Annotated in this window: 26 protein-coding genes and 1 pseudogene; 23 read left to right on the forward strand and 4 right to left on the reverse strand. The window is 60.7% G+C overall.

Features of this window, described 5'->3' with window-relative positions; all coding sequences use genetic code 11:
* The first annotated feature begins 3 nt into the window (after positions 1–3).
* From BFP99_RS03800 to BFP99_RS03820, 5 genes are all read left to right on the forward strand, one after another.
* Entirely contained in the window at positions 4–381 is a 378-nt protein-coding gene (locus tag BFP99_RS03800) for a gamma-butyrobetaine hydroxylase-like domain-containing protein (RefSeq protein ID WP_065925716.1), read from the forward strand.
* A gap of 249 nt (positions 382–630) precedes the next feature.
* Positions 631–2,310, forward strand: a complete 1,680-nt coding sequence (gene phaC, locus BFP99_RS03805) for a class II poly(R)-hydroxyalkanoic acid synthase (RefSeq protein WP_065925717.1) — start codon at positions 631–633, stop codon at positions 2,308–2,310.
* Positions 2,311–2,445: 135 nt separating this feature from the next.
* Positions 2,446–3,291 carry a poly(3-hydroxyalkanoate) depolymerase gene (gene phaZ / locus BFP99_RS03810; protein ID WP_027605018.1) on the forward strand — a complete coding sequence of 282 codons (846 nt, stop codon included), beginning with the start codon at positions 2,446–2,448 and terminating at the stop codon, positions 3,289–3,291.
* An 88-nt stretch (positions 3,292–3,379) separates the two neighbouring features.
* Positions 3,380–5,062 carry a class II poly(R)-hydroxyalkanoic acid synthase gene (gene phaC, locus BFP99_RS03815; RefSeq protein ID WP_065925718.1) on the forward strand — a complete coding sequence of 561 codons (1,683 nt, stop codon included), beginning with the start codon at positions 3,380–3,382 and terminating at the stop codon, positions 5,060–5,062.
* 27 nt (positions 5,063–5,089) lie between these two features.
* A complete protein-coding gene (locus tag BFP99_RS03820) occupies positions 5,090–5,710 on the forward strand; it encodes a TetR/AcrR family transcriptional regulator (RefSeq protein WP_065946661.1) in 621 nt (206 codons plus the stop codon).
* Between the two features lie 38 nt (positions 5,711–5,748).
* Here BFP99_RS03820 and BFP99_RS03825 read toward each other — a convergent pair whose 3' ends face one another.
* Positions 5,749–6,411, reverse strand: coding sequence for a response regulator transcription factor (locus tag BFP99_RS03825; protein ID WP_065925846.1), 663 nt, complete (start codon positions 6,409–6,411; stop codon positions 5,749–5,751).
* Positions 6,412–6,781: 370 nt separating this feature from the next.
* Between BFP99_RS03825 and BFP99_RS03830 the strand changes: the two genes are divergently transcribed.
* The 6 genes from BFP99_RS03830 to BFP99_RS03855 all read left to right on the forward strand — a co-directional run bounded on the left by BFP99_RS03830 (position 6,782) and on the right by BFP99_RS03855 (position 13,295).
* Entirely contained in the window at positions 6,782–7,363 is a 582-nt protein-coding gene (locus BFP99_RS03830) for a fimbrial protein (protein WP_065925847.1), read from the forward strand.
* Between the two features lie 98 nt (positions 7,364–7,461).
* Positions 7,462–8,229, forward strand: coding sequence for a fimbrial biogenesis chaperone (locus tag BFP99_RS03835; protein WP_235865639.1), 768 nt, complete (start codon positions 7,462–7,464; stop codon positions 8,227–8,229).
* An 8-nt stretch (positions 8,230–8,237) separates the two neighbouring features.
* A complete protein-coding gene (locus BFP99_RS03840; RefSeq protein ID WP_065946662.1) occupies positions 8,238–9,005 on the forward strand; it encodes a fimbrial biogenesis chaperone in 768 nt (255 codons plus the stop codon).
* Between the two features lie 158 nt (positions 9,006–9,163).
* The gene (locus BFP99_RS03845) at positions 9,164–11,749 is read left to right on the forward strand and encodes a fimbria/pilus outer membrane usher protein (RefSeq protein WP_083221130.1); all 2,586 of its coding nucleotides are present in this window, start codon (positions 9,164–9,166) and stop codon (positions 11,747–11,749) included.
* Positions 11,736–12,755: a fimbrial protein gene (locus BFP99_RS03850; protein WP_370671256.1), complete on the forward strand. Its 1,020-nt coding sequence runs from the start codon at positions 11,736–11,738 to the stop codon at positions 12,753–12,755. The genes BFP99_RS03845 and BFP99_RS03850 overlap by 14 nt, the downstream gene beginning before the upstream one ends.
* An 18-nt stretch (positions 12,756–12,773) precedes the next feature.
* The gene (locus BFP99_RS03855; RefSeq protein WP_065925722.1) at positions 12,774–13,295 is read left to right on the forward strand and encodes a fimbrial protein; all 522 of its coding nucleotides are present in this window, start codon (positions 12,774–12,776) and stop codon (positions 13,293–13,295) included.
* 70 nt (positions 13,296–13,365) lie between these two features.
* Here the strand turns inward: BFP99_RS03855 and BFP99_RS03860 are convergent, their stop codons facing one another.
* The 3 genes from BFP99_RS03860 to BFP99_RS03870 all read right to left on the reverse strand — a co-directional run bounded on the left by BFP99_RS03860 (position 13,366) and on the right by BFP99_RS03870 (position 15,162).
* A complete protein-coding gene (locus tag BFP99_RS03860) occupies positions 13,366–14,346 on the reverse strand; it encodes a phasin family protein (protein WP_065946663.1) in 981 nt (326 codons plus the stop codon).
* 12 nt (positions 14,347–14,358) lie between these two features.
* Entirely contained in the window at positions 14,359–14,781 is a 423-nt protein-coding gene (locus tag BFP99_RS03865) for a phasin family protein (RefSeq protein ID WP_027605028.1), read from the reverse strand.
* A 105-nt stretch (positions 14,782–14,886) separates the two neighbouring features.
* Entirely contained in the window at positions 14,887–15,162 is a 276-nt protein-coding gene (locus BFP99_RS03870) for a polyhydroxyalkanoic acid system family protein (protein WP_027605029.1), read from the reverse strand.
* Positions 15,163–15,306: 144 nt separating this feature from the next.
* On the opposite strand from BFP99_RS03870, the gene ubiE reads away from it, so the two are divergent.
* From ubiE to BFP99_RS03925, 12 genes and pseudogenes are all read left to right on the forward strand, one after another.
* The gene (gene ubiE / locus BFP99_RS03875; protein WP_003171186.1) at positions 15,307–16,077 is read left to right on the forward strand and encodes a bifunctional demethylmenaquinone methyltransferase/2-methoxy-6-polyprenyl-1,4-benzoquinol methylase UbiE; all 771 of its coding nucleotides are present in this window, start codon (positions 15,307–15,309) and stop codon (positions 16,075–16,077) included.
* The gene (locus BFP99_RS03880; protein ID WP_065925724.1) at positions 16,077–16,700 is read left to right on the forward strand and encodes a ubiquinone biosynthesis accessory factor UbiJ; all 624 of its coding nucleotides are present in this window, start codon (positions 16,077–16,079) and stop codon (positions 16,698–16,700) included. The genes ubiE and BFP99_RS03880 overlap by 1 nt, the downstream gene beginning before the upstream one ends.
* Positions 16,697–18,301, forward strand: a complete 1,605-nt coding sequence (ubiB, locus tag BFP99_RS03885; protein ID WP_065925725.1) for a ubiquinone biosynthesis regulatory protein kinase UbiB — start codon at positions 16,697–16,699, stop codon at positions 18,299–18,301. Before BFP99_RS03880 ends, ubiB begins: the two co-directional genes overlap by 4 nt.
* 41 nt (positions 18,302–18,342) lie before the next feature.
* Entirely contained in the window at positions 18,343–18,735 is a 393-nt protein-coding gene (gene hisI / locus BFP99_RS03890) for a phosphoribosyl-AMP cyclohydrolase (protein WP_065946664.1), read from the forward strand.
* 2 nt (positions 18,736–18,737) lie between these two features.
* Complete coding sequence (locus BFP99_RS03895; RefSeq protein ID WP_027605032.1) at positions 18,738–19,070, forward strand: phosphoribosyl-ATP diphosphatase; 333 nt, start codon at positions 18,738–18,740, stop codon at positions 19,068–19,070.
* 26 nt (positions 19,071–19,096) lie between these two features.
* Positions 19,097–19,375, forward strand: coding sequence for a twin-arginine translocase TatA/TatE family subunit (locus BFP99_RS03900; RefSeq protein WP_003171180.1), 279 nt, complete (start codon positions 19,097–19,099; stop codon positions 19,373–19,375).
* A 10-nt stretch (positions 19,376–19,385) separates the two neighbouring features.
* Entirely contained in the window at positions 19,386–19,796 is a 411-nt protein-coding gene (gene tatB / locus BFP99_RS03905; protein WP_065946665.1) for a Sec-independent protein translocase protein TatB, read from the forward strand.
* Positions 19,793–20,584, forward strand: a complete 792-nt coding sequence (gene tatC / locus BFP99_RS03910; protein ID WP_027605034.1) for a twin-arginine translocase subunit TatC — start codon at positions 19,793–19,795, stop codon at positions 20,582–20,584. The genes tatB and tatC overlap by 4 nt, the downstream gene beginning before the upstream one ends.
* Positions 20,581–21,288: a 16S rRNA (uracil(1498)-N(3))-methyltransferase gene (locus BFP99_RS03915; RefSeq protein WP_065946666.1), complete on the forward strand. Its 708-nt coding sequence runs from the start codon at positions 20,581–20,583 to the stop codon at positions 21,286–21,288. The genes tatC and BFP99_RS03915 overlap by 4 nt, the downstream gene beginning before the upstream one ends.
* Positions 21,289–21,504: 216 nt before the next feature.
* A pseudogene (locus BFP99_RS33950) lies at positions 21,505–22,476 on the forward strand (methyl-accepting chemotaxis protein); the annotation flags it as partial.
* 141 nt (positions 22,477–22,617) lie between these two features.
* Positions 22,618–23,331 carry a methyl-accepting chemotaxis protein gene (locus BFP99_RS33955; RefSeq protein ID WP_370671261.1) on the forward strand — a complete coding sequence of 238 codons (714 nt, stop codon included), beginning with the start codon at positions 22,618–22,620 and terminating at the stop codon, positions 23,329–23,331.
* Between the two features lie 165 nt (positions 23,332–23,496).
* A complete protein-coding gene (locus tag BFP99_RS03925; protein WP_065946668.1) occupies positions 23,497–25,404 on the forward strand; it encodes a methyl-accepting chemotaxis protein in 1,908 nt (635 codons plus the stop codon).
* The last annotated feature ends 8 nt before the right edge of the window (positions 25,405–25,412 follow it).

Here is a 25,412-nt window from a genome sequence, read left to right on the forward strand (position 1 = left end):
CCAATGCCGAAATTCCCCACCGCTGTTAATTTGCACAAAACCTCCAACACCCTCGGCCTCACCTATGGGCCCGACGAGGTCTACCAGTTGCCCGCCGAACTGCTGCGGGTGCATTCGCCTTCCGCCGAGGTCCAGGGGCACGGCAAACCCATCCTGCAATTCGGCAAGCTCAACGTGCGCCTGACCAAGATCGAACCGGCCGGCCAGTACGCACTGAAATTGACCTTCGACGATGGCCATGACAGCGGACTGTTCACCTGGGACTACCTCTACCAATTGGCCGTGCGTCAGGACGCGTTGTGGGCCGATTATCTTGCCGAGCTCAAGGCAGCCGGCAAAACCCGCGATCCGAGCGAGTCGGTCGTGCGGCTGATGCTCTAGTCCAGGCTTCTTGCTCTTTAGAGGGCATTTTCTAATTTCATCTGCTTGAATGCCCTGTCGCGTGGCCAACGATTGGCCCGCTTGCGAAAAAAATTAAACTCGGGTAACCAATGGAACTGGCAAGTTCCCTGCATTTGACGATGCGGTATCAACGGTCACCCGAGTCGCAGTACCTGGCTTGTGTTGTGTATCGAAACCTGGTGCGCAGCGGTACCCGGTACTCGTCTTTCGGACAATGGAGCGTCGTAGATGAGTAACAAGAACAACGATGACTTGAAACGCCAGGCCTCGGAAAACACCCTGGGGCTTAACCCGATCATCGCGTTACGTAAAAAGGATTTACTGGCCTCGGCCAAGATGGTGCTGACCCAAGCCATCAAGCAACCGTTGCACAGCGTCAAGCACGTCGCCCACTTTGGCGTTGAATTGAAGAACGTGATGTTCGGCAAATCGCAGCTGCAACCCGAAAGCGATGACCGTCGCTTTCACGACCCAGCCTGGAGCCAGAACCCGCTCTACAAACGCTACCTGCAAACCTACCTGGCGTGGCGCAAGGAACTGCACGACTGGATCGGCGACAGTAACCTGTCGGACCAGGACATCAGCCGCGGCCACTTCGTGATCAACCTGATGACCGAAGCCATGGCTCCTACCAACAGCGCGGCCAACCCGGCGGCGGTCAAACGCTTCTTTGAAACCGGCGGCAAGAGCCTGCTCGACGGCCTGTCGCACCTGGCCAAGGACATGGTGCACAACGGCGGCATGCCGAGCCAGGTCAACATGGGCGCGTTCGAAGTGGGCAAGACCCTGGGCATCACCGAAGGGGCGGTGGTATTTCGCAACGACGTGCTGGAGCTGATCCAGTACAAGCCGATCACCGAACAGGTGCACGAACGCCCGTTGCTGGTGGTACCGCCGCAGATCAACAAATTCTATGTATTCGACCTGAGCCCGGAAAAGAGCCTGGCGCGCTTCTGCCTGCGCAATGGGCAGCAGACCTTTATCGTCAGTTGGCGCAACCCGACCAAGGCCCAGCGCGAATGGGGCCTGTCGACCTATATCGAGGCGCTCAAGGAAGCGGTCGATGTAGTCACGGCAATCACCGGAAGCAAGGATATCAACATGCTCGGCGCCTGCTCCGGCGGAATCACCTGCACCGCCCTGCTGGGCCACTACGCGGCGCTGGGTGAGAAGAAGGTCAACGCCCTGACCCTGCTGGTGAGTGTGCTGGACACCACCCTGGACACCCAGGTGGCGCTGTTCGTGGATGAGCAGACCCTGGAAGCGGCCAAGCGCCACTCCTACCAGGCCGGCGTGCTGGAAGGCCGCGACATGGCCAAGGTGTTTGCCTGGATGCGTCCCAACGACCTGATCTGGAACTACTGGGTGAACAACTACCTGCTGGGCAATGAGCCGCCGGTGTTCGACATCCTGTTCTGGAACAACGACACCACGCGCTTACCGGCGGCGTTCCATGGCGACCTGATCGAACTGTTCAAAAACAACCCGCTCGTGCGCGCCAATGCCCTGGAAGTGTGCGGCACGCCGATCGACCTCAAGCAGGTCACGGCCGATATCTATTCACTGGCCGGCACCAACGACCACATCACCCCCTGGCAGTCGTGCTACAAGTCGGCACAGCTGTTTGGTGGCAAAGTGGAATTCGTGCTGTCGAGCAGCGGGCATATCCAGAGCATCCTCAACCCGCCCGGTAACCCCAAGGCGCGCTACCAGACCAGCGACAGCCTGGCGGGCAAGCCACTGGAGTGGCAGGAGAATGCGACCAAGCACACTGATTCGTGGTGGTTGCATTGGCAGGTGTGGCAAGCGGAACGTGCGGGCAAGCTGAAGAAGGCACCGACGGTATTAGGCAACAAGACGTACGCCGCAGCCGAAGCGGCGCCGGGTACCTATGTGCATGAACGCTAGTCCTGTAGGAGCGAGCTTGCTCGCGAAAGGCTCAAGATCAACACGGGACATCAGCTATCCCGCGTTATCGTTGACGACCTTCGCGAGCAAGCTCGCTCCTACAAGGGATTGAAGTACCTATCGAAGGGTTCCCCCATGCCGCAACCGTTCATCTTCCGTACCATCGACCTGGATGGCCAGACCATCCGCACGGCGGTACGCCCGGGCAAGCCCCACTTGACGCCGTTGCTGATCTTCAACGGCATCGGCGCCAACCTTGAGCTGGTGTTTCCGTTCGTCCAGGCCCTGGACCCGGACCTGGAAGTGATCGCCTTCGATGTGCCGGGCGTGGGTGGTTCCTCGACGCCCAACCGACCCTATCGATTTCCCGGCCTGGCCAAGCTCACCGCACGCATGCTGGACTACCTGGACTATGGCCAGGTGAATGCGGTGGGCGTGTCCTGGGGTGGCGCGTTGGCGCAGCAGTTTGCCTATGACTACCCGGAGCGCTGCAAGAAGCTGATCCTGGCGGCGACCGCTGCCGGGGCCTTTATGGTGCCGGGCAAGCCGAAGGTGCTGTGGCTGATGGCGAGCCCCCGGCGTTATATCCAGCCGTCCCACGTGGTGCGCATTGCACCGATGATTTATGGCGGTTCGTTCCGCCGCGATTCGAAACTGGCCGCCGAGCACGCGAGCAAAGTGCGCTCGGCCGGCAAGCTGGGCTACTACTGGCAACTGTTCGCGGGGTTGGGCTGGACCAGCATCCACTGGCTGCACAAGATCCGCCAGCCCACCCTGGTGCTGGCCGGGGACGACGACCCGCTGATCCCGCTGGTCAACATGCGCATGCTGGCCTGGCGCATTCCCAACGCACAGTTGCACATCATCGATGACGGCCACCTGTTCCTGATCACCCGGGCTGAAGCCGTGGCGCCGATCATCATGAAGTTTCTCGAGGAGGAGCGCATGCGGGCCGTGATTCACCCGCGACCAGCGGTGTAAGGAGCACACCGCCGCGCAACTTGCCGAGAACCGACTATGGTTCTGAATTGGCGTGCCTGTTGATGGCTTGACGAAGGAGTGTTGGCTCATGCGAGAAAGACCCGTGACGAACCCGGCGCCCACCCCTGCCGCGTTCATCAACGCACAAAACGCGATCACCGGCCTGCGCGGTCGGGATTTGCTGTCGACCTTGCGCAGCGTTGCCGCCCACGGCTGGCGCAACCCGGTGCATACCGCCCGTCATGCCCTGGCCCTGGGCAGTCAACTGGGTCGTGTGCTGCTGGGTGAGACCGTGCACGAGCCCAACCCACGGGACAGCCGCTTCAGCGACCCGACCTGGACGCTCAACCCGTTCTACCGACGCAGCCTGCAAGCCTATTTGAGCTGGCAGAAGCAGACCCGCCAGTGGATCGATGACAGCTCACTGAGCGCCGACGACCGCGCCCGCGCACACTTTGCCTTCGCCTTGATCAACGACGCCGTGTCGCCCTCCAACACCCTGCTCAACCCGCTGGCCGTCAAGGAGCTGCTCAACTCCGGCGGCAACAGTGTGGTGCGCGGCGTGAGCAACCTGTTCGACGACCTGCTGCACAACAACGGCCTGCCGCGCCAGGTGAGCAAACAGGCCTTTGAAGTCGGCAAGACCGTGGCCACCACCCCAGGCTCGGTGGTATTTCGCAATGAGCTGCTGGAGTTGATCCAATACAAGCCCATGAGCGAAAAACAGTACGCCAGGCCGCTGCTGATCGTGCCGCCGCAAATCAACAAGTACTACATCTTCGACCTGAGCCCGGCCAATAGCTTCGTGCAGTACGCCCTCAAGAACGGCCTGCAGACCTTCATGGTCAGCTGGCGCAACCCGGATGTACGCCACCGCGAATGGGGCCTGTCCACCTATGTGGCGGCGCTGGAGGAAGCGCTCAATGTCTGTCGGGCCATCACCGGCGCCCGCGAGGTCAACCTGATGGGCGCCTGCGCCGGTGGCCTGACCATCGCCGCCCTGCAAGGCCACTTGCAAGCCAAGCGCCAGCTGCGTCGTATCTCCAGCGCCAGCTACCTGGTGAGCCTGCTGGACAGCCAGATCGACAGCCCCGCCATGCTGTTCGCCGATGAGCAAACCCTCGAGGCGGCCAAGCGTCGTTCCTACCAGCAAGGAGTGCTGGACGGCCGCGACATGGCCAAGGTGTTCGCCTGGATGCGCCCCAACGACCTGATCTGGAACTACTGGATCAACAATTACCTGCTGGGCAAGAAACCGCCGGCCTTCGACATTTTGTACTGGAACAACGACAACACGCGCCTGCCCGCCGCACTGCATGGCGACCTGCTCGATTTCTTCAAGCACAACCCGCTGAGCCATCCCGGCGGCCTGGAAGTGTGCGGCACGCCCATCGACCTGCAGAAGGTCACGGTGGACAGCTTCAGCGTGGCCGGGATCAACGACCACATCACGCCGTGGGACGCGGTGTATCGCTCCACGCAATTGCTGGGTGGCGAGCGGCGCTTCGTGCTGTCCAACAGCGGGCATATCCAGAGCATCCTCAACCCGCCGGGCAACCCCAAGGCCAACTACGTCGAAAACCCCAAGCTGAGCAGCGACCCGCGTGCCTGGTACTACGACGCCAACCACGTCGAAGGCAGTTGGTGGCCGCAGTGGCTGGCGTGGATCCAGCAGCGCTCGGGCGTACAGCGCGAAACCCTCACCGCCCTGGGCAACCAGAACTATCCACCGATGGAAGCGGCGCCCGGCACCTACGTGCGAGTGCGCTGAGCTCAACGATCAGATTAAGAAGACTGGATGAAGACCCGCGACCGTATCCTTGAATGTGCCTTGCAGTTGTTCAACCAGAAGGGCGAGCCGAACGTGTCGACCATGGAGGTGGCCAATGAAATGGGGATCAGCCCCGGCAACCTCTACTACCACTTCCATGGCAAGGAGCCACTGGTGCTCGGGCTGTTCGAGCGCTTCCAGGGCGAATTGGCGCCGCTGCTCGACCCGCCGGCGGACGCGCAACTGCAGGCCCAGGATTACTGGCTGTTCCTGCACCTGATCGTCGAACGCATGGCCCAATACCGGTTTTTGTTCCAGGACCTGTCGAACCTGGCGGGGCGCCTGCCGAAACTGGCCAAGGGCATTCGCAACCTGCTGACCGCACTCAAGCGCACCCTCGCGTCCTTGCTGGCGCGCCTGAAGGCGGACGGGCAACTGGTCAGTGACACCCAGGCGCTGGGCCAGTTGGTGGAGCAGATCACCATGACCCTGCTGTTCTCCCTGGACTACCAACGCATTCTCGACCGTGAGGGCGAGGTGCGGGTGGCGGTGTATCAGGTCATGATGCTGGTGGCGCCGCATCTGCTACCTGCGGCGCGGCAGGCCACGGAGCGATTGGCGCTGCGCTATCTGGACGATCATGTTTAAGCATTATCCGAAAACCTGCGGCTGACATTTGAGCCGAATCAATCAAACTCCCCGAATTGCTGGGTAAACTTGAACAACTCACTGTCATTCTTGATTCCCAATTTTCTATAAGCCGATTGTTTCTGCGTACTGATCGTACTCGCACTGCGTGAGAACTTTGCAGCAATCGAATTCACCGACATTCCATCCAGAAAACACCGCAGCACCTCCTGTTCTTTAGGCGTAAGACAGGCGTGCAAGCGCAACGGCGTTGCATAGTCCATTTTCGACTTCATACTCACGACTTCCAGCATTGACTGCATGCCCTGCAAAGCAGGCACCATGCAAGGCTGCAGATAAATTCGACCTTGGGCGACGGTTCGAATAGCCGTGATCAACTCCGTCAGGTTCTGGGTTTTACCCAGGATTCCCCAACAGCCAGCCTTCAGCGACAGTGATACGGTAGCGGGCGTGTAATGCGAACAGACAATCAACGGCCGGCACTGGCTGAAGCGCCGGTTCAGCGCTTGTATAAGACTCAGGCCATCGTTGTCCGAAGGGGCCAGGATGAAGTCCATTACCACCACATCCGCCGGACGCCGCGCAAGGGCTTCCAGTAATTCCTTGGCCGTCCCGAAAGAGCCGACCACATGGAGGTCGGCCTCGTTGCTCAACCCCAACTCGATCCCCTGCCGAAGCATCGCATGGTCATCTAGCAGCATGACGGTATACGTGGTGGATATTGAAGTAGGCATAAATAAACCCGCATAAGTAAATACAACACCGCAACATTATTCGCTGCTGCGAGCACGGTATACCCTGCCCCATCAAGGGATCAACATAGCGGGGCAATAAGCGTTACCCCTTCAGCAACATCCTACAGATAATTCCCAGTACTACAGACAATTCCTAAGTTAACTCGATTATTTTTCGAACTATCACGAGATAAAACTCGCCACTTCGCTATAGATGCCATCTGGCACTGCACGCCAAATTATATAACCGCCATTAGAGACTAGTTCGAAACGAACTACAGGTGCTGCTTTTTACCTGTGGCGGCTCTCGTTTATTAAAATCACGACCGGAATCATCATGAAATTTACCGCTATCTCCACCGCTGCAACACTGCTTGCCCTGACGGCTGCGTTATCACGGCCCGCATTCGCCACCAACGACGGGGTCATCAACTTCACGGGGTTGGTGACCGATGTGACCTGCACCGTCGAGGGTGCCGCACCTGGCACAGGCGCAGTGGTCAAGGACGTCAACCTGGGCGGCGTCTCTGCTTCACGCCTGGCAACCGCTGGCAGTCGCGCCAACCTCACCGGTTTCACCATTCGCATTGGCGGGCCCGGCGAAGGCAGTTGCACCAACGGCCGCACGGCCATGGTGGCTTTCGACCCAACCAGCCCAGCCATTGACGTCGCTACCGGCCGCTTGAACATCGACGGCTACGACGACCCTTCCGACACCACCAACGCCAAGAACGTACAGGTCGAAGTCACAAACCGCGACGGCTCGCCGATCAACGTCTACACCGAAAAATCCGAGGGCGTTGTGATCGCCGATAACCAGGCCATTATCCCGCTGGCAGCCCAAATGTACGCCAGCGGCGCCGCAACCGAAGGCACGGTGAAAACACGCGTCGGCTTCCTGGTCGAATACGCCGAGTAAGGGATAACACGTCTGCACACGCAGACCTCGAACCCAGGACCTGCAACTGCGTTGCGGGTCCGCCCCCAGACTCGAAGAGACTTCAAATGATTAAAAGAATGGCCCGCCGTGCTCTCGCCACCTGTGCCCTCGGGCTGCTGTCGCTGCACGCGCTCAACGCCCATGCCGGCATCATTGTCCATGGCACACGCGTGATCTACCCCGCTGAGCAGCAGGAGGTCGTTGTGCGCCTGGAGAATAAAGCCGATCGTCCGGCATTGGTACAGACCTGGCTGGATACGGGCGACCGAAACTCGACACCAGCGACTGCGCGGACTCCGTTCACCCTCTCACCGCCGATGTTTCGCATCGAACCGCACCAACAACAGGCATTGCGCCTGCGTTATTCCGGCGCCCCGTTGCCTACTGATCGCGAAAGCCTGTTCTGGTTGAACATATTCGAAGTGCCGCCGACTTCCGCCGACGCCGCGCAAAACAACCAGATCGAATTGTCGTTTCGCACTCGCTTGCGGGTCTTCCTGCGCCCACAAGGATTGCCATACCCCGTCAGCAGCGCGGCAACCAAACTGCAGTGGAAACTGGTCCCCCATAACCATGGGTTCGCCCTGCAAGCGACCAACCCCACGCCCTACCATATTTCGCTGGCATCGGTCGCGTTGCTGAGCGAAGGCAAACGGTTCAACAAGGCGCCGAGCCAGGCGGCCAATGACGGTCTGTTATTGCCGGCCGGAGACATGAAACTGTTTGCATTGCCCCAGTTGCGTATTCGTCCCAACGGCAACCCCCAGGTCGAGTTCGTTTCCGTCAGCGATTTTGGCGCCCGCGTGCAGCACACGGCGGCTGTCACCCTTTCGTCCGCAGGATAACCCGCAGCATGAACGCGACTTTGATCTCACATTGGCTAACCAGACTCAGCCTGTTGACGCTTGCACTGATCTGTCCCGTCATGGCGCAGGCAAGCGTTGTGATCAGCAGCACACGGATCATCTATCCGCAACAGGACAAGGAAGTCACAGTAAGGCTGGAAAGCAAGAATCAGGTACCCGTCCTGATGCAGGCATGGCTGGACAAGGGTGACGAGCACTCTACCCCGGACGCCGGCGGAATCCCCTTTGTTGTCACGCCGCCGATCTTTCGTATCGAGCCAGGCCGGCAACACGTCGTGCGCCTGGCATACACCGGCGAAACGCTGCCGTCTGCGCAGGAAAGCCTGTACTGGTTCAACTTACTCGAAGTGCCTTCGCAGGCCCAAGATGCCGACCAGGGTAACCAGTTGCAACTTGCCTTCCGCTCCAGGATCAAGGTGCTTCTCCGACCGCCCAGCCTGCCCTTTGCGGCCGAAGCCGCGCCGGCCAAATTGCAGTGGCGCAGCGTAACCACCGAGCACGGCTCGTCACTGGAGGTCTATAACCCGACCCCCTATTACGTGAATTTCGACAAGATCGAAGTGGTCGCGCAGGGGCAGCGCCATGCGCGCAAATCCGCTGCATCGAGCGGCGACAATATGGTGGCGCCCGATAGCCGCAACCACTTCCAGATTGCAGGGCTTGCGTCGTTGCGTACGACCGAGATGACCGTGGAGTTCCAGACGCTCGACGACTTCGGGCTCACGATCCAGCACAGCGCCAAGGTGTCGCCATGATCGCCCCACCCTGAGTTCATCAGGGTCCAGTCACTGCCTCTCGAGGTTGATTGACCCGCCGCAGCACAAATCAAACACGTCCGTTCAGTACTTGTTCGTCAGGACAGGGCCGCGCTTTGTCGCAATTCGGACCACAACTTTCCCCGGGAACGGTATCCATGAGTTCGAAAACACCGGCCAGACCCGAAAACGGGTTTATATCGCCTTTCAGGTTGACGCTTGTAGCTCAAGGTCTATTGCTGTTGGGTGGCGCCCACACTGCAGCGGCCCAAGACGCCACGCATTCTGTATTCAACCCGGCCTTTTTTCCCGGCGGGGCAGCGGGCTTGCAGGTCGACATTTCAAAGTTCAACCAAGGCAACGTCGTGCTACCCGGCAGCTACCGTGCGGAGGTTTATCTCAACGGCCAATGGATAGGCAGAGAGACGCTATCGTTCAAGGCCATGGACGGACAAGACACTGCGCAGATGTGCCTTGAGCGTGACGCGCTCTTCAGGTTCGGCATCGACATGGAGGCGGTCGACAGGCAATCGACCGACGCCGTATTTTCCGCATGCGCCGATATTGCCAGCTACCTGCCAGGCGCCAGCAGCCGGTTCGATTCTGGTGAAAATCGCCTTGACCTGCAGATCCCGCAGATTTACCTCGCACGCAAGGCTCGGGGCTATATCGATCCCAAACACTGGGACAGTGGCATCGACGCAGCCTTCGTGCGTTACAACGCCAACACCTTTGCCACCCAAACCAGGCATCAGTCGCTCAACTCCAACTACCTGGGCCTGAACACCGGGCTCAACCTGGGCGACTGGCATTGGCGCCACAACGGCAGCTACAGCCAATCATCGGTGGGCTCTGGCTACCAGAGCAGCAGCACCTACGTTCAGCGTGAAATGAGCTCGCTGCAGTCTCAATTGATGGTCGGCGAAATCTACACGCCGGGCGAGCTGTTCGACAGCGTCCGCCTGCGGGGTGCGAGCCTGTTCAGTGATGACCGGATGCTGCCTGATTCCCAGACCGGTTTTGCCCCCGTGGTGCGCGGCGTTGCCGAGACCAACGCGCGGGTTACCGTGCGCCAGCGCGGGGTACTGCTGGATGAGGTGTCGGTGGCGCCCGGGCCGTTTGTACTCAATGATTTATTCCCTACCGGATATGGCGGCGACCTGACCGTCACGATCACCGAGGCGGATGGCCGTCAGCGGGAGTTCATCGTCCCCTTTGCGGCCAACGCCAACCTCCTGCGACCCGGCCACCACCGCTATTCGCTGAGCATCGGCCAGCTCGATGAACTTGGCCTTCGGCACCCTCCCACACTGATGCAGGCGACCTACCAGCATGGCCTCAGCAATCTACTGACCGGCTATACCGGCGCGGTGGTGGGCCAAGACTACAATTCACAATTATTGGGAACGGCACTCAACACGCCATTGGGTGCGGTGTCGTTTGACTTGACCCACTCCAATGCCCATGTACCTGGGCACGGTTCGCGGGAGGGACAAAGCCTGCAACTGCGCTACAGCAAGAATTTCGCAGACACCGGCACTCACTTCGCATTGGGGGCCTACCGCTATTCCACTGAAGGGTTCCTGAGCGTAGGCGATGCCGCACGGATTCGCGACCTTGCCATCGACGGACTCAGCCTCGACAGCGTCTCGCGCCTGCGCGACAGAATGGACATAAGCCTCAACCAGAGCCTGGGCAACGGCTCGGTTTACCTGACCGGTTCTTCGCAAAACTATTGGAACCGCACAAGTGGCAACCTGACCTTTACCGCGGGATACAGCGGCACCTGGAAGGGCCTTCACTATACCGTCAGTGCACAGCGCACCCGTGACCTGTTGAGCGACCGAGTCGACAAGCAGGTGGATCTGACCTTGAGCCTGCCCCTGGGCAGCGGCGCGCGTTCGCCGACCCTGACCACCACGGTCTATCACGGCGACCAAAACAGTGGCGAGCGCGTGAACGTCGGCGGCAGCCTTGGCGAACGCAGCGAATTCAGCTATGGCCTTGGTGCCAGTCGAACCCGAGGCAGTGGTAACGCCGCGAGTGCCGATATGAAATACCAGGCCAGTCATGGCGTGCTGTCTGCCGGTTACGGGCAGAGCAGCGACTACCGCTCGGTATCGCTGGGGATGACCGGCGGCATCGTTGCCCACGCCGGCGGCGTGACCTTCGCTCCGGAGCTGGGCGACACCATCGGCATCGTCCAGGCGCCCGACGCCCAGGGTGCGCGGATCAACGGTAACCACAGCGCGCAAGTCGGTAACAGCGGCTACGCCGTGGTACCCCACCTTACCCCGTATCGCCAGAACGTCGTGGAGCTGGACCCGAAGGATCTTTCGGTCGATGTGGAACTCAAGACCGCCGCCCAGAACGTAGCGCCCCGTGCCGGTTCGGTGGTGAAGCTTAAGTTCGAGACGGTCAGCGGCCAGGCCATGTTGATCACGGCACTGCGCGAGGATGGCAGCTCCTTGCCGTTTGGTGCGGATGTGTTTGATGAGGACGGCGCGAGCGTCGGGGTGGTCGGGCAGGGTGGTCAAGCCTTTGTTCGAGTGTCTCGTGCACAGGGACCATTGACGATCAAGTGGGGCCCCCATGCCGGCGCCGCATGCCAGTTGCATTACGACTTGGGCGCACAGTCGAACATTGCCGGCACCCAACGGTTGCTTAATCTCGACGCGGGCACCTGCCGGCTCGATACAGCACAGCACATGCCACCGTCGAGCGAGCGCAATGCAAGCAGTTGATCCGGCGCAGGCAAGCACGCCCAGTGCACTGCTTGCCTGCAACCGCCCTATTTCTTTTGCGGGACTGAAGATGAAACGCGCCATACAACTCATGTCAACAGTGCTGGTCCTTGGCTCGCCGATTGCGGCTCAAGCGGCGTGTGACAGGTATCAGAACGACACATTCACACTCACCCTTCCGTCCACAATCGTCGTACCGGACAGCCTCCCAGTGGAGTCTGAAATTGTCATTAAGGAATTCACTGGTACGGCACCCAATTACACCATGAATTGCGGCCACACTTTAGGAACGATCACCGGGCGCTACAGCGCAAGGTCTCACGTAAAGTACTACGAGACCGAAGTTCCTGGTGTGGGTGTACACATGCGCATCCGACATTCCGGCTCGCTTTACCCTTTCTTTGCCATGCAGAGCCTACAACGCACATTCAGCGGCCCCATCACCAGCTTCATGGCCGCGGAGTTGAGGTTCTATAAAGCCGGGCCTGTAACAGACGGGACAGTGCCTGCCGGTAACATTTGGGTGAAGAGACTGGATAACCGTCCGGAGAGTTTTACCCTGAGGCTCGGCAACGCAGTGCGCTTTGTCAGGCCCGCCGCCACCTGCGACCTGGCAACCGGCGACGTCAACCGCACGATCTCGCTCGACCCGGTGCAAGTCGGCGCATTCAATAACGCAACGACCGCGGGCCCACGCAACTTCGAGTTAACCGCAAACTGCACCAACGCTTCCAACGTGACCTTCCGCTTTTCCGGTACCCCCGCACCTGGCAATGATCGGCTCTTCGCCAATACGGGCACTGCCGGTGGCGTCGCCCTGTGGCTGTATTCGCGCATTGGCGGTGGTATCCAGAACATCCTCGCCAACGGCACCGAAAACACCCGCACGGTGCCGGTCTCCGGGGGGCGCGCGGTGCTGCCGCTGGGTGCGGCCTATCACAAGAACGGCACGGTCAGCCAAGGCAGGCTCGAAACGACCGCGACCGTCAACATCACCTATAACTAAAAACCTGAGGAGTATGTAATGAGGATTCGAGCCCTGCCCCTGCTGCTGGCTATCACCGCGAGCCTGGCCGCCACTGCGGTCCAGGCCGCAACCACGGGCACCTTGCGCTTTACCGGCCAGGTCAATGCCGGCACCTGCAACCTGGCCGCCGGTGATGTGACCCGCACCATCACCCTGCCCTCGATCAAAGTATCGGATTTTGATTCATCCGAAGAAGTGGGTACGACAAATTTCGACATTACCGCCGAGTGCGAATCGGACATTCAAAATGTGTTCTTTCTGTTCGCGGGCACTCCGTCCAGCGGCAACGGCGCATTGTTCGCCAACACCGGAACCTCAGCCGGGACGGCGCTCTCGCTTTCCCACCGAAACGTCGCTGACATTCCCGCCAATGGTTCTGTCGCCCAGCGCACCCGCCAGATCGCCACAAGCGGCGCAAGAGCGTTGTTACCGATGAATGCGTCGTACCGGAAAACCGGCTCCGCGATTACCGCAGGTACCCTGGACAGCACTGTCACCGTTTCCATCACTTATAATTGATGGGGTAACCGCGCACAAAAAAAATGCCCAGCTTTTGCAGGCCGGGCATTTTTTGCGCGTCCCGGAAAAATCAGGACTGACTGGTTGGCGTCGGGGTGACCGGCGTTGCAGTCGGGGTGGCGGCAGGCGTGGGTGCCGACACCGAGTTGGCCGCCGAAGCAGCCGGTGCCGTGGTTGCCGGCTTGGCGGCAACAGCAGGCTTAGGCGCTGCCGTTTTTTTCGCTGCAGCTGGCTTTTTCGCCGCAGCAGGTTTGGCGGCTGGCTTGGCCACCGGTTTCGCGGCGGCGGGCTTGGCTGCAGGTTTAGCAGCGGCAGGCTTGGCCGCGGGTTTGGCGGCTGCGGTTTTGGCTGCGGGCTTAGCGGCCGGTTTTGCGGCGGCCTTGGCTGCTGGCTTGGCCGCAGGTTTGGCAGTTGCTTTCGCAGCCACGGGTTTAGCTGTGGTCTTGGCAGCCGGTTTGGCCGCTGCGGTTTTGGCAGCCGGTTTAGCGACTGCTTTTACAGCTGCCTTGGCCGCGGGTTTTGCAGCTGGCTTGGCGGCAGCTTTCACCAGAGGTTTGGCAGCCGTTTTAGCCGCTGGTTTGGCAGCGGCCGTTTTTGCAGCAGGCTTGGCAGCCGGCTTAGCTGCAGCCGCTTTCACAGGAGCCACTTTGGCACCGGTGAGTTTTTCGATCTGCTTGGTCAGGGTATCGACCTTGCCGTGCAATGCCTTCAATTCAGCTTTACTCGGCACGCCCAGGCGCGAAATAGCACTGTTGAGGCGCTTGTCCAGCGCCCCTTCAAGCTCGCCCCAAGTACCCAATACCTGTTTCTTCGCATCGCTGATGCGCGAACCGGCAGTGGCTTTAGCAGCGCCTACTTGTTTACCGACTGCGCTCTTGGTCAACTTCTCGGCCTTCTCGCCGTCTTTAACCAAGGTCTCGAAGAGTTTGCTGCCGTCACTGTCGATCTTCGAGTAAACGCCTAAACCAGCCAGCCAGATCTTGCGGGAGTATTCTTCAACTTTCCCGACCCACGAGCTGCCTTCTTTCTGAGTAGTCTTTTTAACAGCCATCCCGATGTCTCCTTAGTGTTTACGCGCGACACGTTCGAGCAATGCCGTCAGCTCTTCGAGCTTAGCAGAGAGTGTCTCCACGTCATGTTTAGACGCAATGCCAATTCGATTCAAGGCACTGGCAACGCGAGTATCAAAAGCTTTTTCAACTTTATCCAGCTGAACTTCTACCAGACCTTTGACCGCGGAGACATTACTCTTTACTTGATCAATCTGACTGTTGGCCGCATCAAGTTGTTCCACTGCAACTTTTTTTCCTTTACTTTCAACATGTTGACCGGTTTTAACCAGCTCTTTGAAGTAGTCGCCGCCCTCGCTGCCGACCTTCGCGTAGGCACCAAGACCCGCCAACCAGATCTTGCGGGCATAGGTTTTAACGTCACTCAACGCGCCGGTCTGAGCATCGATTTTTTTCTTCAGGATAACTTTGGCCATGGTGCACCTCACGCAGAAAAGGGGGGAGGAACGGCCCGCAGGAGTTGAGGACCTGGGCACAAAGTAGGCTGGAAAATTAGAATCGGCACCCTAAGTACTCGCGGATCAGGCCAAGGCTTTATCCAGGGCTTTCTCGATTTCGGACTTGATGGTGCCACTCATGGCCGACATCAACAGGCCCAGTTCCACATCAATGCGCAGCGAATCATCCGCCACCAACACGGTGCCTTTAACCCCCGAACGCTTGAGGTTCAAGGTATCGCCGGACCACGAGGGCTCCAGGCCATATTGCTCCTGGAGTTTATGCGCCAACTTCTCGGCCTTTGCGCGTGCCCCTTCTTTACCCAGGGAATGCGCACGCTCAACGGTTATACGGGCCATTGCAATGACTCCTCTTTATAGGGATTTGAATACCTTGAATGCGGCAAAAGGTCTCGGTGCCTGCCTATCTTACCTGCAGCCTTGCCAAGACAAAGCAGGCCTTGGGGATTATCATGTCCCGCATTCTCTTTTGGTGACAGCGATATGACTGATCAGCGCAAAGGCAGCGATGCCGAACCCACCACTCACTTCGGCTTCAAGAACGTCCCGGAAAGCCAGAAAGCGGAAAAAGTCGCTGAGGTATTCCACTCCGTGGCGGCCAAGTACGACCTGATGAACGACGTGCTCTCCGGCGGCATGCACCGCCTGTGGAAACGCTTCACCATCGAGCTGTCGGGTGTACGCACCGGCAACCGCGTGCTGGACATCGCCGGCGGCACGGGTGACCTGGCGGCCAAGTTTTCCAAGCTCGTCGGCCCTACCGGCCAGGTGGTGCTGGCGGACATCAACGGCTCGATGCTCAAGGTCGGCCGTGACCGCCTGCTCGACAAAGGCGTGGCCGGCAATATCGAATTCGTCCAGGCCGACGCTGAAAAGCTGCCGTTCCCCGACAACCATTTCGACTGCGTGACTATCGCCTTCGGCCTGCGCAACGTGACCCACAAGGAAGACGCGATCCGCTCGATGCTGCGCGTACTCAAGCCGGGTGGTCGCCTGTTGGTACTGGAGTTCTCCAAGCCGACCAACGCGCTGATGTCCAAGGTCTACGACACCTACTCCTTCGCCTTCATGCCGTTGATGGGCAAGCTGATCACCAATGACGCCGAAAGCTACCGCTACCTGGCCGAATCGATCCGCATGCACCCCGACCAGGAAACCCTGAAGTCGATGATGGTAGAAGCCGGTTTCGACCGCGTGACCTACCACAACATGACTTCGGGGATTGTCGCCCTGCACCGTGGCATCAAGCCCTGATGCTGCTCAAAGGCCTTCTCGCCAGCGTCGAACACGGTATCAACCGTGTACTGCGCCTGGACAGCACCGCCCTGGCACGGCTCGCGCACTTGAACGGCAAGGTCATCGCCGTGGACTGCACCAGCCCCGCCCTGCAGCTGTTTATCCTGCCCAGCGATGAAGGCCTGCTGCTCGCCACTCAATGGGCTGCCGAAGCCGACTGCACCCTGCGTGCACCGGCCTCCAGCCTGTTGCACCTAACGCTGAGCCGCAACAAGACCGCCATCCTCCACGGCCCCGAAGTGCACCTGGAAGGCGACAGCGCGGTCCTGATGGACCTGGCCGCCGTACTGCAGGACCTGGAACTGGACTGGGAATACGAGCTGTCCCGCTGGATCGGCCCCGTCGCCACCCAGTTGATCAGCGGGCACCTGCGCAGTCGCACGCGCTGGTACCAGCAGGGGTTCGCCAGCCTCAACCAGAACCTTGCCGAATACCTGAGCGAAGAATCGCGCACCCTGGTCGGAGAACGCGAAGCGCAAGCGCGCTTTCGTGAGCTCGACAAGGCCAAAATCGACCTGGAACGCCTCGAGGCCCGCTTCGAGCGCCTGAGCCGTTCCCTTGATCCAAGCGATAACGCATGAAGCTGCTCGCCGTCCGCCGTTTGTTCCGTATCCAGCGCGTCGTAATCCGCTACCGCCTCGATGACCTGCTGTTCGCCCTGCCTTTGCCGTGGTTCCTGCTGGCGGTGCGCTATGTGCTGCCGTGGCGCTGGTTCCCGCGCAAGCAGCTGGAGTTGAGCCGGGGCGCGCGCCTGCGCCTGGCGTTGCAGGACCTGGGGCCGATCTTTATCAAGTTCGGGCAGATCCTCTCCACGCGCCGCGACCTGCTGCCCGAAGACATCGCCGACGAACTGATGCTGCTGCAGGATCGCGTACCGCCGTTCGATTCCCAGCAGTCGATGAAGCTGATCGAAGAGCAGCTGGGCAAGAAGATCAGCGAGGTGTTCAGCCGCTTCGACGTCGAACCGCTGGCCTCGGCCTCGGTGGCGCAAGTGCACGCCGCGCAGTTGAAGAGCGGCGAAGAAGTGGTGGTTAAGGTGATTCGCCCGGGCCTCAAGCCGATCATCGGCCAGGACCTGGCGTGGCTGTTTATCCTGGCCCGCGCCGCCGAACGTTTCTCTGCCGATGCGCGCCTGCTGCACCCGGTGGACGTGGTCGCCGACTACGAGAAAACCATCTACGACGAACTCGACCTGCTGCGCGAAGCGGCCAACGCCAGCCAGCTCAAGCGCAACTTCGAAGGTTCGCCGTTGCTGTACGTGCCGCAGGTGTATTGGGACTGGTGCCGCCCGAAAGTGCTGGTGATGGAGCGCATCTACGGCGTGCAGGTCACCGACCTCGCCACCCTGGCCGACCAGCGCACCGATATGAAGATGCTTGCCGAGCGCGGCGTGGAGATTTTCTTCACCCAAGTGTTCCGCGACAGTTTCTTCCACGCCGACATGCACCCCGGCAATATCTTCGTCAGCACCGTCAACCCTTGGAGCCCGCAGTACATCGCGATCGACTGCGGCATCGTCGGCAGCCTGACCCCGGAAGACCAGGACTACCTGGCGCGCAACCTGTTCGCCTTCTTCAAGCGCGACTACCGCCGCGTGGCGCAGTTGCACATCGATTCGGGCTGGGTGCCGGCGGAAACCAAGCTCAACGAATTCGAAGCGGCGATCCGCACCGTGTGCGAGCCGATCTTTGAAAAGCCCCTGAAAGATATCTCCTTCGGCCAGGTGCTGATGCGCCTGTTCCAGACCGCGCGGCGCTTCAATATGGAAGTGCAGCCGCAGTTGGTGTTGCTGCAAAAGACCTTGCTCAATATCGAAGGCCTGGGCCGCCAGCTGTACCCGGACCTTGACCTGTGGAACACCGCGCAGCCTTTCCTGGAACGCTGGATGCGCGAGCGCATGAGCCCCAAGACCATGCTGGGCAACTTGCATAGCCAGATGGAACAACTGCCCCACCTGGCCAACATGACCCGCGACCTGCTGGAGCGCATGTCCCAGCCCCACGCCAAAGACCCGGAACCGCCATGGCGCAAGCGCAAGGACGATTGGTTCCTGCGCCTGCTGGGCGCCGCGCACCTGGTGGGCGGGGCAATGCTGGCCATTGGCGGACCGCTGAACCAACTGGGCCACTGGCCGGCCGGCATCATGGTCGCCGTGGGTGTTTATCTGATCGTGCGTCGATAGCCCATCCGGTTATACACTGTCGCAAATTGCCGGAGCCGAAGATGAAAGACTGGCTGGACGAGATCAAGTGGGACAGTGACGGCCTGGTGCCGGCCATTGCCCAGGACTACAAGACCGGGCGCGTGCTGATGATGGCCTGGATGAACCGCGAGGCCCTGAGCCTCACCGCCACTGAGCAGCGCGCCATTTACTGGTCACGTTCCCGTGGCAAACTGTGGCGCAAGGGCGAAGAGTCCGGGCACGTGCAGACCCTGCACGAGATGCGCATCGACTGCGACGCCGACGTGGTGATCCTCAAGGTCGAGCAGATCGGCGACATCGCCTGCCACACCGGCCGCCACAGCTGCTTCTATCGCGTGTTCGAGAACGGCGAATGGAAGGTTGTAGAGCCGGTGCTCAAAGACCCGCACGCCATCTACTCGCCAGGACACTGAACATGAGCGATACCCTCAACCGTGTGGCCCAGGTGCTGGAGGACCGCAAAGGTGCGGACGCCGACAGCTCCTACGTCGCCAGCCTGTACCACAAGGGCCTGAACAAGATTCTGGAAAAACTCGGCGAAGAGTCCATCGAGACCATCATCGCCGCCAAGGACGCGCAAATCAGCGGCGATTGCAGCGATGTCATCTATGAGACCGCCGACTTGTGGTTCCATAGCCTGGTCATGCTCGCCCAACTGGGGCAGCATCCACAGGCCGTGCTGGATGAACTGGACCGTCGCTTCGGCTTGTCCGGGCACGCCGAAAAGGCCTCGCGCCCGTCCGCTTGAATAACTTTTACTAGAGGATTTGCAGCATGGGCATTTTTGACTGGAAACACTGGATCGTCATCCTGGTGGTAGTGGTACTGGTATTCGGCACCAAGAAACTCAAAAACCTCGGCACCGATGTGGGCGAGTCGATCAAGGGCTTCCGTAAAGCCATGAACGACGATGAGAAGCCTGCCGACCCGGCCGCCAACCCGGTGCCACCGGCCCAGCCTGTACACCCCCAGGCCACCCAGCCGATCACCGAGCGTCGTACCTTCGACGTGCAGGCTGAAAAAGTCGAAGAGCCGACCCGCAAAGACTCGTGAGCACTGACTAATGTTTGGTATCAGCTTCTCTGAACTGCTGCTCGTCGGCCTGGTTGCCTTGCTGGTACTGGGGCCGGAACGCCTGCCCGGTGCCGCGCGCACGGCCGGCCTGTGGATCGGGCGCCTGAAACGCAGTTTCAACGCCATCAAACAGGAAGTTGAACGGGAAATCGGCGCCGACGAGATCCGTCGCCAACTGCACAACGAACATATTCTGTCGCTGGAGCAGGAAGCCCGGAAGATCCTGTCGCCGGTGCAGGAGCCCGCCAAACCGGTGGAGCCTGGGGCCGAGCACAGCATCGCGCCTGCGGTGGATACCCCGCCCGCCGCCCCGACCCCGACCGCTCCAACCGAGCCTGCGCCGACGCCCGCTGCGTCGCCCGCGCCCCATGACCCTACATTGCCGCCGCGAGCCCCATGAGCGCTGATAAACCGGAAAACGACCAGCATATGCCGCTGGTCTCGCACCTGACCGAGCTGCGGACCCGCCTGCTGCGTTGCGTGGCCGCGATCTTCGTGATCTTTGCCGGGCTGTTCGCCTTTACCCAGCAGATCTACACCTTCGTCTCCACGCCACTGCGCCAGTACCTGCCGGCCGGCGCGACGATGATTGCCACCGATGTGTCATCGCCCTTCCTGACGCCGTTGAAGCTGACGATGATGGTCTCGCTGTTCCTGGCGATCCCGGTGATCCTGCACCAGATCTGGGGCTTTATCGCACCGGGCCTGTACAAGCATGAGAAGCGCATCGCCGTGCCCTTGCTGGTATCGAGCATCCTGCTGTTCTACACCGGCATGGCCTTCGCCTACTTCCTGGTGTTCCCGTTGATCTTCAAGTTCTTCGCCGCCGCCACCCCGGCCGGCGTGGAGATGATGACCGACATCACCAGCTACCTTGACTTCGTCATGACGCTGTTCTTCGCCTTTGGCGTCGCCTTCGAAATCCCGGTGGCCGTGGTGTTGCTGGTGTGGATCGGCGTGGTCAACGTGCAGTACCTGAAGAAGATCCGCCCGTACGTGATCATCGGCTGCTTCGTGGTCGGTATGATCCTCACGCCGCCGGACATCTTCTCCCAGACCCTGCTGGCCGTGCCGATGTGGATGCTGTTCGAGATCGGCATCCTGTTCAGCGGCCTGATCAGCAAGCGTGGCGATCACCCGGATGACCAACCCGCCGACGACGACCAGCCGCCAGCGACCCAGCCGTGAACCTGCTGCTGCTGTTCGATGCCGACTTTATCGCGGCCGACCGGGTGATCCTGCGTGATCGGCGCCTGGTGCATATGCAGGAAGTCCACCGTGCCGCCGTAGGCGACAGCCTGCGGGTCGGGCGCCTTGGCGGGTTGATGGGCAACGCGCAATTGCTGCGCCTGGAAGCCCGCGAAGCCGAACTGCAAGTGAGCTTCGACCAACCACCGCCGGTCAAACTGCCCCTGACCCTGCTGCTGGCCCTGCCACGTCCGAAGATGCTGCGCCGGGTCCTGCAAACCGTGGCGGCCATGGGCGTGCCGAAAGTGGTGCTGGTCAACAGCTACCGGGTGGAAAAAAGCTTCTGGCAGACCCCCTTCCTGGAGCCCGAGGCCATTCGCGAACAACTGATCCTCGGCCTGGAACAGGCGCGGGACACGGTACTGCCGCAAATCGTTATCGAAAAGCGCTTCAAGCCCTTCGTCGAAGACCGCCTGCCGGCCATGACCGCAGGCACCCTTGGCCTGATTGGCCATCCAGGCGACTACCCAGCCTGCCCCCGTGGGCTGGATGAACCGGTCACCCTGGCCATAGGCCCGGAAGGTGGCTGGATCCCCTATGAGGTGGACCTGCTGGCCAAGGCCGGCTTGCAGCCGGTGCAATTGGGCGCCCGCATCCTGCGCGTCGAAACGGCCGTCACCGCCCTGCTCGCCCGCCTTTTCTAACCACACCGCATAACCCTGTGGGAGGGGGCTTGCTCCCCCCACAGGGGACAGCGTCGCTACAGAATTCCGTATGCAAGCCGATAACCCGTGAATAAGTCCAAGCTTTGTTCCAGGGGAGTTCGCAGCATGTATCGTTGGTTAGCCGAAAAACTGGGAAATGTCAGCGTCAAAACCAAGCTGGCGGTGGGCTTTGGCCTGGTATTGCTGTTGACACTGATGATCACCTTCACCGGCTGGAGCGGCCTGGGCGACGTGATCAGCCGTGGTGACAAGCTGGGTTACATCTCCAGCCTCAACGGCTTGACCAAAGACCTGCGCCTGGCACGCCTCGACTACGAGATGCGCCGTGGCGAACAAGGCCCGACCGCCGTCAGCGAGCTGCTGAACAAGCTGGACACTGGCCTGAAGACCGCACGCAGCCTGATCGAACAACCCACGGATGCCGCCCTGGTCGATGAGCAATTGGCCGCCGTGGACCAGTACAAGCGCGCGTTCAACGATATGGTGCAGGCAGGCACCAACCGCGAAAATGCCCGCAGCAAGCTGGGCGATACCGCCGATAATGCGGTACTCAAGGTCAGCGAAGTGGAGAAATCCCTGCTGCAAGGCGACAGTGTCACGCTGTTCAACAGCGTGGTGGGCCTGAGCAAACTGATCCAGCAAGCGCGCTTCCAAGTACGGGGCTACACCTACAGCGGCAAGGTCGAGGCCGAGCAGCCCGCGCTGGATGCCATCGACAACGCGCTGAAAAAAATCACCAGCCTCACCAGCCAAATACCTGATCAGTATTCAGCCAACCTGCAACAGGCCAGCGTCTCATTGCAAGCCTACCGCGCCGCCGTCAGCCAATACCGCGACTCTCAAGTGGCCAGCGCAGCGGCACTCAAGACCATGTCTGCCCAGGGCGATATCCTGCTGGGCCACAGTGACAAACTGACGGTTTCCCAGACCGCGGTACGCGATGCGGATGCCGCGCAAGCCAAATACTTGCTGCTAATGGCCACCGTGCTGGCGCTGATCTTCGGCCTGGTTGCCGCCTGGGCCATCACCCGCCAGATCATCCTCCCCCTGAACCAGACCCTGCAGGTCGCCGAGCGTGTCGCGTCGGGCGACCTGAGCCACAACCTCACCTCCTTGCGCCAGGATGAGCTGGGCCAATTGCAACGCGCCATGCAAAGCATGACCATGGGCCTGCGCGAGTTGATCGGCGGCATCAGTGAAGGGGTCACCCAGATCGCCAGCGCTGCCGAGCAACTGTCGGCCGTGACCGAACAGACCAGCGCCGGGGTCAACAGCCAGAAAGTCGAGACCGACCAGGTGGCCACCGCCATGAATGAAATGGCCGCTACCGTGCAGGAAGTGGCACGCAATGCCGAGGAAGCCTCGGAAGCCGCGCTGGCCGCCGACCAGCAGGCCCGTGAAGGCGACAAAGTGGTCGGCGAAGCGATCGCCCAGATCGAACGCCTGGCCACTGAAGTCGGCAACTCCACGGTCGCCATGGCCGATCTGAAGCGCGAAAGCGACAAGATCGGCAGCGTGCTCGATGTGATCAAGTCCGTGGCCCAGCAAACCAACCTGCTGGCCCTCAACGCAGCCATTGAAGCGGCACGGGCCGGTGAGGCCGGACGCGGTTTCGCGGTGGTGGCCGATGAAGTACGCAGCCTGGCCCAGCGCACCCAGAAGTCCACCGAAGAGATCGAAGAGCTGATCGTCGGCCTGCAAAGCGGCACCCAGCAGGTGGCGAACATCATGGACAACAGCCGTGGCCTCACCGACAGCAGTGTCGAGTTGACGCGCCGCGCCGGCAGCGCCTTGGAGAACATCACACGCACGGTCTCGACCATCCAGGCGATGAACTCCCAGATCGCCACCGCCGCCGAGCAGCAAAGCGCCGTGGCGGAAGAGATCAATCGCAGTGTGTTGAACGTGCGTGATATCTCCGAGCAGACCGCTTCGGCCAGTGAAGAGACCGCCGCATCGAGTACCGAACTGGCGCGCCTGGGCACCCATCTCCAGGCGCTGGTCGGCCGCTTCCGGGTCTGACCCCTTCCCCGCGTGGCGACCCGCCCTGGGTCGCCGCCTGCAATCTGTGAAATTTCCTACGCGTTTATCAGCCCCACCTCTGCGCCGAGAGAACTAGCGTTCAATTCAGCTCAATGTGCCTGCGCATGTTGAGAACGCCCACTGTTCACTTGTCGGAGGTTGATCATGCTTCGTCGAATGACTTACCTGTTGGGTGACGCCAGTGTCACTCTCAAACTGGCCCTGGGCTTCTCCCTGGTCCTGGCATTGAGCCTTGTGATTGCCGTGACTGGCTGGCAGGCGCTGGCCGCGTCCCTTTACCGCTCGCAAACCCTGACCGTGCTCGCGCAACTGGCCGTGACGGGTGAAGAACTGCGGGCCGACAGAATCGTCTACCGAACCCTGGACGATACCAACAGCCTCAACAAATTGAGCCTGAGCATAGAAAAAATAGACGGGCTCCTGAGCGAGCTTTCCAACCGGCTCAAAGTCCCCAAATCCATTCAATACCTGCAGGAGATGACCCGCCTCTCCGCAACGTTCAAAACCACGCTCAAGGAGGTGCCTGCCCTGGTCGAGAAACGTGAGAGTGCCCGTGAACAACTGAAGCAGAGCTCCGTACGCACCGGTGACGTGCTGGCACAACTGGCCAGCGACTTACCCGACCAGGAGGATGAAAAAGCCCTCGATGCCATCGAAAACCTGCGCCAGGCCATAGAGCAGGCGGAGGATCGCGCCCAAACCCCTGCCTGGGCCGCCAGCTCGCTGGATGCCTACGCCCAGGCCGTCAGCGACGCCGAGCGTAACCTCGAACTCGCCCAGGCTGGCGTAGCAAAATTGCCGGTCGACAGCGGCGCCCTGAAAAATACCGTGCTCAGTATCCGCACCCACCTCACACGCCTCAAGGACACGCAACTCACAACCGAAGGCGCGCAAAATCAATTGGAACAGCAGCTGGACCAACTGCTCGCCCAGAGCGATCTCTTGAGCCAGGACCAGACTCAACGACGCGAACGCGAAGCCGAACAAGCCCGCACCCAAACCCTTGGTACGACCGCTGCAGCCTTGCTCCTCGGAGCCCTGGCGGCCTGGCTGATTGCCGGGCAAATCGTGAAACCGCTGCGCAAAGCGCTGTCCGCCGCCAATCGCATTGCGCAAGGCGACCTGAGCCATGACGTGCAATCCCGACGGCGTGACGAGTTGGGTCAACTGCAACGCAGCATGAGCCAAATGACGCTGAACCTGCGGGGGCTGATTGGCAACATCAGCGACAACGCGCGGCAAATTGCCAGCGCCGCCGAGGAGCTCTCCACCGTGACCGAACAAACTCGCGCAGGGGTGAATAATCAGCGCGATGAAACCGAGCAGGTCGCCGCCGCCATGAACCAGATGCTCGCCACCGCCCAGGAGGTTGCGCGCCACGCCGAGCAGGCGTCCCTCGCCGCCGGACAGGCCAATCAACAGACTGAGCTGGGCGATCAGGTGGTGACGGATGTCGTGGCGCAAATCGAGCACCTTGCCCATGAAATGGCGCGCGCAGGCCAGGCCATGATTGGGCTGCAACGGGAAAGCCAGAAAATCAGCAGCGTGCTGGATGTGATCAAGTCCGTGTCACAGCAGACCAACCTGCTGGCGCTCAACGCTGCGATAGAAGCCGCACGGGCCGGCGAGGCCGGTCAAGGCTTCGCGGTGGTCGCCGATGAGGTGCGCGGTCTCGCCCAACGGACCCAGCAGTCCGCCGAGGAAATCGAAGAGCTGATTGGCGGCCTGCACAGCGGTACACAACAGGTGGCCGACATCATGGACTACAGCCGCACCCTGACCGACAACAGCGTCGGCCTGGCCCGCAACGCCGGGGACTCCCTGACGGAGATCGCCCGCACGGTGTCGGTCATCCAGGAAATGAACCCGCAGATCGCCGCTGCCGCCGAGGAGCAAAGTGCGGTGGCCGAAGAGATCAATCGCAGCGTATTGAAAGTACGCGACGCCTCGGAGCAAACCGCCGCCGCCAGTGAACAGACGGCAGCGGCCAGTATCGAACTGGCGCGGTTGGGAACGGATTTGCAGCAATGCGTGGGGCGGTTCAAGGTATGAACGCCCCG

This window comes from Pseudomonas sp. 1 R 17 (genome assembly GCF_900067035.1).
Classification (GTDB): Bacteria; Pseudomonadota; Gammaproteobacteria; order Pseudomonadales; family Pseudomonadaceae; genus Aquipseudomonas; species Aquipseudomonas marginalis.

What these genes read in the sequence shown, in the direction of transcription:
- BFP99_RS03860 (WP_065946663.1), bottom strand. Translation starts at nt 14,346, where the DNA reads ATGGCTGTTAAAAAGACTACTCAGAAAGAAGGCAGCTCGTGGGTCGGG.
- BFP99_RS03865 (WP_027605028.1), bottom strand. Translation starts at nt 14,781, where the DNA reads ATGGCCAAAGTTATCCTGAAGAAAAAAATCGATGCTCAGACCGGCGCG.
- BFP99_RS33955 (WP_370671261.1), top strand. Translation starts at nt 22,618, where the DNA reads ATGAATGAAATGGCCGCTACCGTGCAGGAAGTGGCACGCAATGCCGAG.
- BFP99_RS03840 (WP_065946662.1), top strand. Translation starts at nt 8,238, where the DNA reads ATGAACGCGACTTTGATCTCACATTGGCTAACCAGACTCAGCCTGTTG.
- tatB (WP_065946665.1), top strand. Translation starts at nt 19,386, where the DNA reads ATGTTTGGTATCAGCTTCTCTGAACTGCTGCTCGTCGGCCTGGTTGCC.
- BFP99_RS03850 (WP_370671256.1), top strand. Translation starts at nt 11,736, where the DNA reads ATGCAAGCAGTTGATCCGGCGCAGGCAAGCACGCCCAGTGCACTGCTT.
- hisI (WP_065946664.1), top strand. Translation starts at nt 18,343, where the DNA reads ATGAAAGACTGGCTGGACGAGATCAAGTGGGACAGTGACGGCCTGGTG.
- BFP99_RS03870 (WP_027605029.1), bottom strand. Translation starts at nt 15,162, where the DNA reads ATGGCCCGTATAACCGTTGAGCGTGCGCATTCCCTGGGTAAAGAAGGG.
- BFP99_RS03845 (WP_083221130.1), top strand. Translation starts at nt 9,164, where the DNA reads ATGAGTTCGAAAACACCGGCCAGACCCGAAAACGGGTTTATATCGCCT.
- phaC (WP_065925718.1), top strand. Translation starts at nt 3,380, where the DNA reads ATGCGAGAAAGACCCGTGACGAACCCGGCGCCCACCCCTGCCGCGTTC.
- phaC (WP_065925717.1), top strand. Translation starts at nt 631, where the DNA reads ATGAGTAACAAGAACAACGATGACTTGAAACGCCAGGCCTCGGAAAAC.
- ubiB (WP_065925725.1), top strand. Translation starts at nt 16,697, where the DNA reads ATGAAGCTGCTCGCCGTCCGCCGTTTGTTCCGTATCCAGCGCGTCGTA.
- BFP99_RS03820 (WP_065946661.1), top strand. Translation starts at nt 5,090, where the DNA reads ATGAAGACCCGCGACCGTATCCTTGAATGTGCCTTGCAGTTGTTCAAC.
- phaZ (WP_027605018.1), top strand. Translation starts at nt 2,446, where the DNA reads ATGCCGCAACCGTTCATCTTCCGTACCATCGACCTGGATGGCCAGACC.
- BFP99_RS03800 (WP_065925716.1), top strand. Translation starts at nt 4, where the DNA reads ATGCCGAAATTCCCCACCGCTGTTAATTTGCACAAAACCTCCAACACC.
- BFP99_RS03835 (WP_235865639.1), top strand. Translation starts at nt 7,462, where the DNA reads ATGGCCCGCCGTGCTCTCGCCACCTGTGCCCTCGGGCTGCTGTCGCTG.
- BFP99_RS03925 (WP_065946668.1), top strand. Translation starts at nt 23,497, where the DNA reads ATGCTTCGTCGAATGACTTACCTGTTGGGTGACGCCAGTGTCACTCTC.
- BFP99_RS03830 (WP_065925847.1), top strand. Translation starts at nt 6,782, where the DNA reads ATGAAATTTACCGCTATCTCCACCGCTGCAACACTGCTTGCCCTGACG.
- BFP99_RS03855 (WP_065925722.1), top strand. Translation starts at nt 12,774, where the DNA reads ATGAGGATTCGAGCCCTGCCCCTGCTGCTGGCTATCACCGCGAGCCTG.
- BFP99_RS03880 (WP_065925724.1), top strand. Translation starts at nt 16,077, where the DNA reads ATGCTGCTCAAAGGCCTTCTCGCCAGCGTCGAACACGGTATCAACCGT.
- tatC (WP_027605034.1), top strand. Translation starts at nt 19,793, where the DNA reads ATGAGCGCTGATAAACCGGAAAACGACCAGCATATGCCGCTGGTCTCG.
- BFP99_RS03900 (WP_003171180.1), top strand. Translation starts at nt 19,097, where the DNA reads ATGGGCATTTTTGACTGGAAACACTGGATCGTCATCCTGGTGGTAGTG.
- BFP99_RS03825 (WP_065925846.1), bottom strand. Translation starts at nt 6,411, where the DNA reads ATGCTGCTAGATGACCATGCGATGCTTCGGCAGGGGATCGAGTTGGGG.
- BFP99_RS03895 (WP_027605032.1), top strand. Translation starts at nt 18,738, where the DNA reads ATGAGCGATACCCTCAACCGTGTGGCCCAGGTGCTGGAGGACCGCAAA.
- ubiE (WP_003171186.1), top strand. Translation starts at nt 15,307, where the DNA reads ATGACTGATCAGCGCAAAGGCAGCGATGCCGAACCCACCACTCACTTC.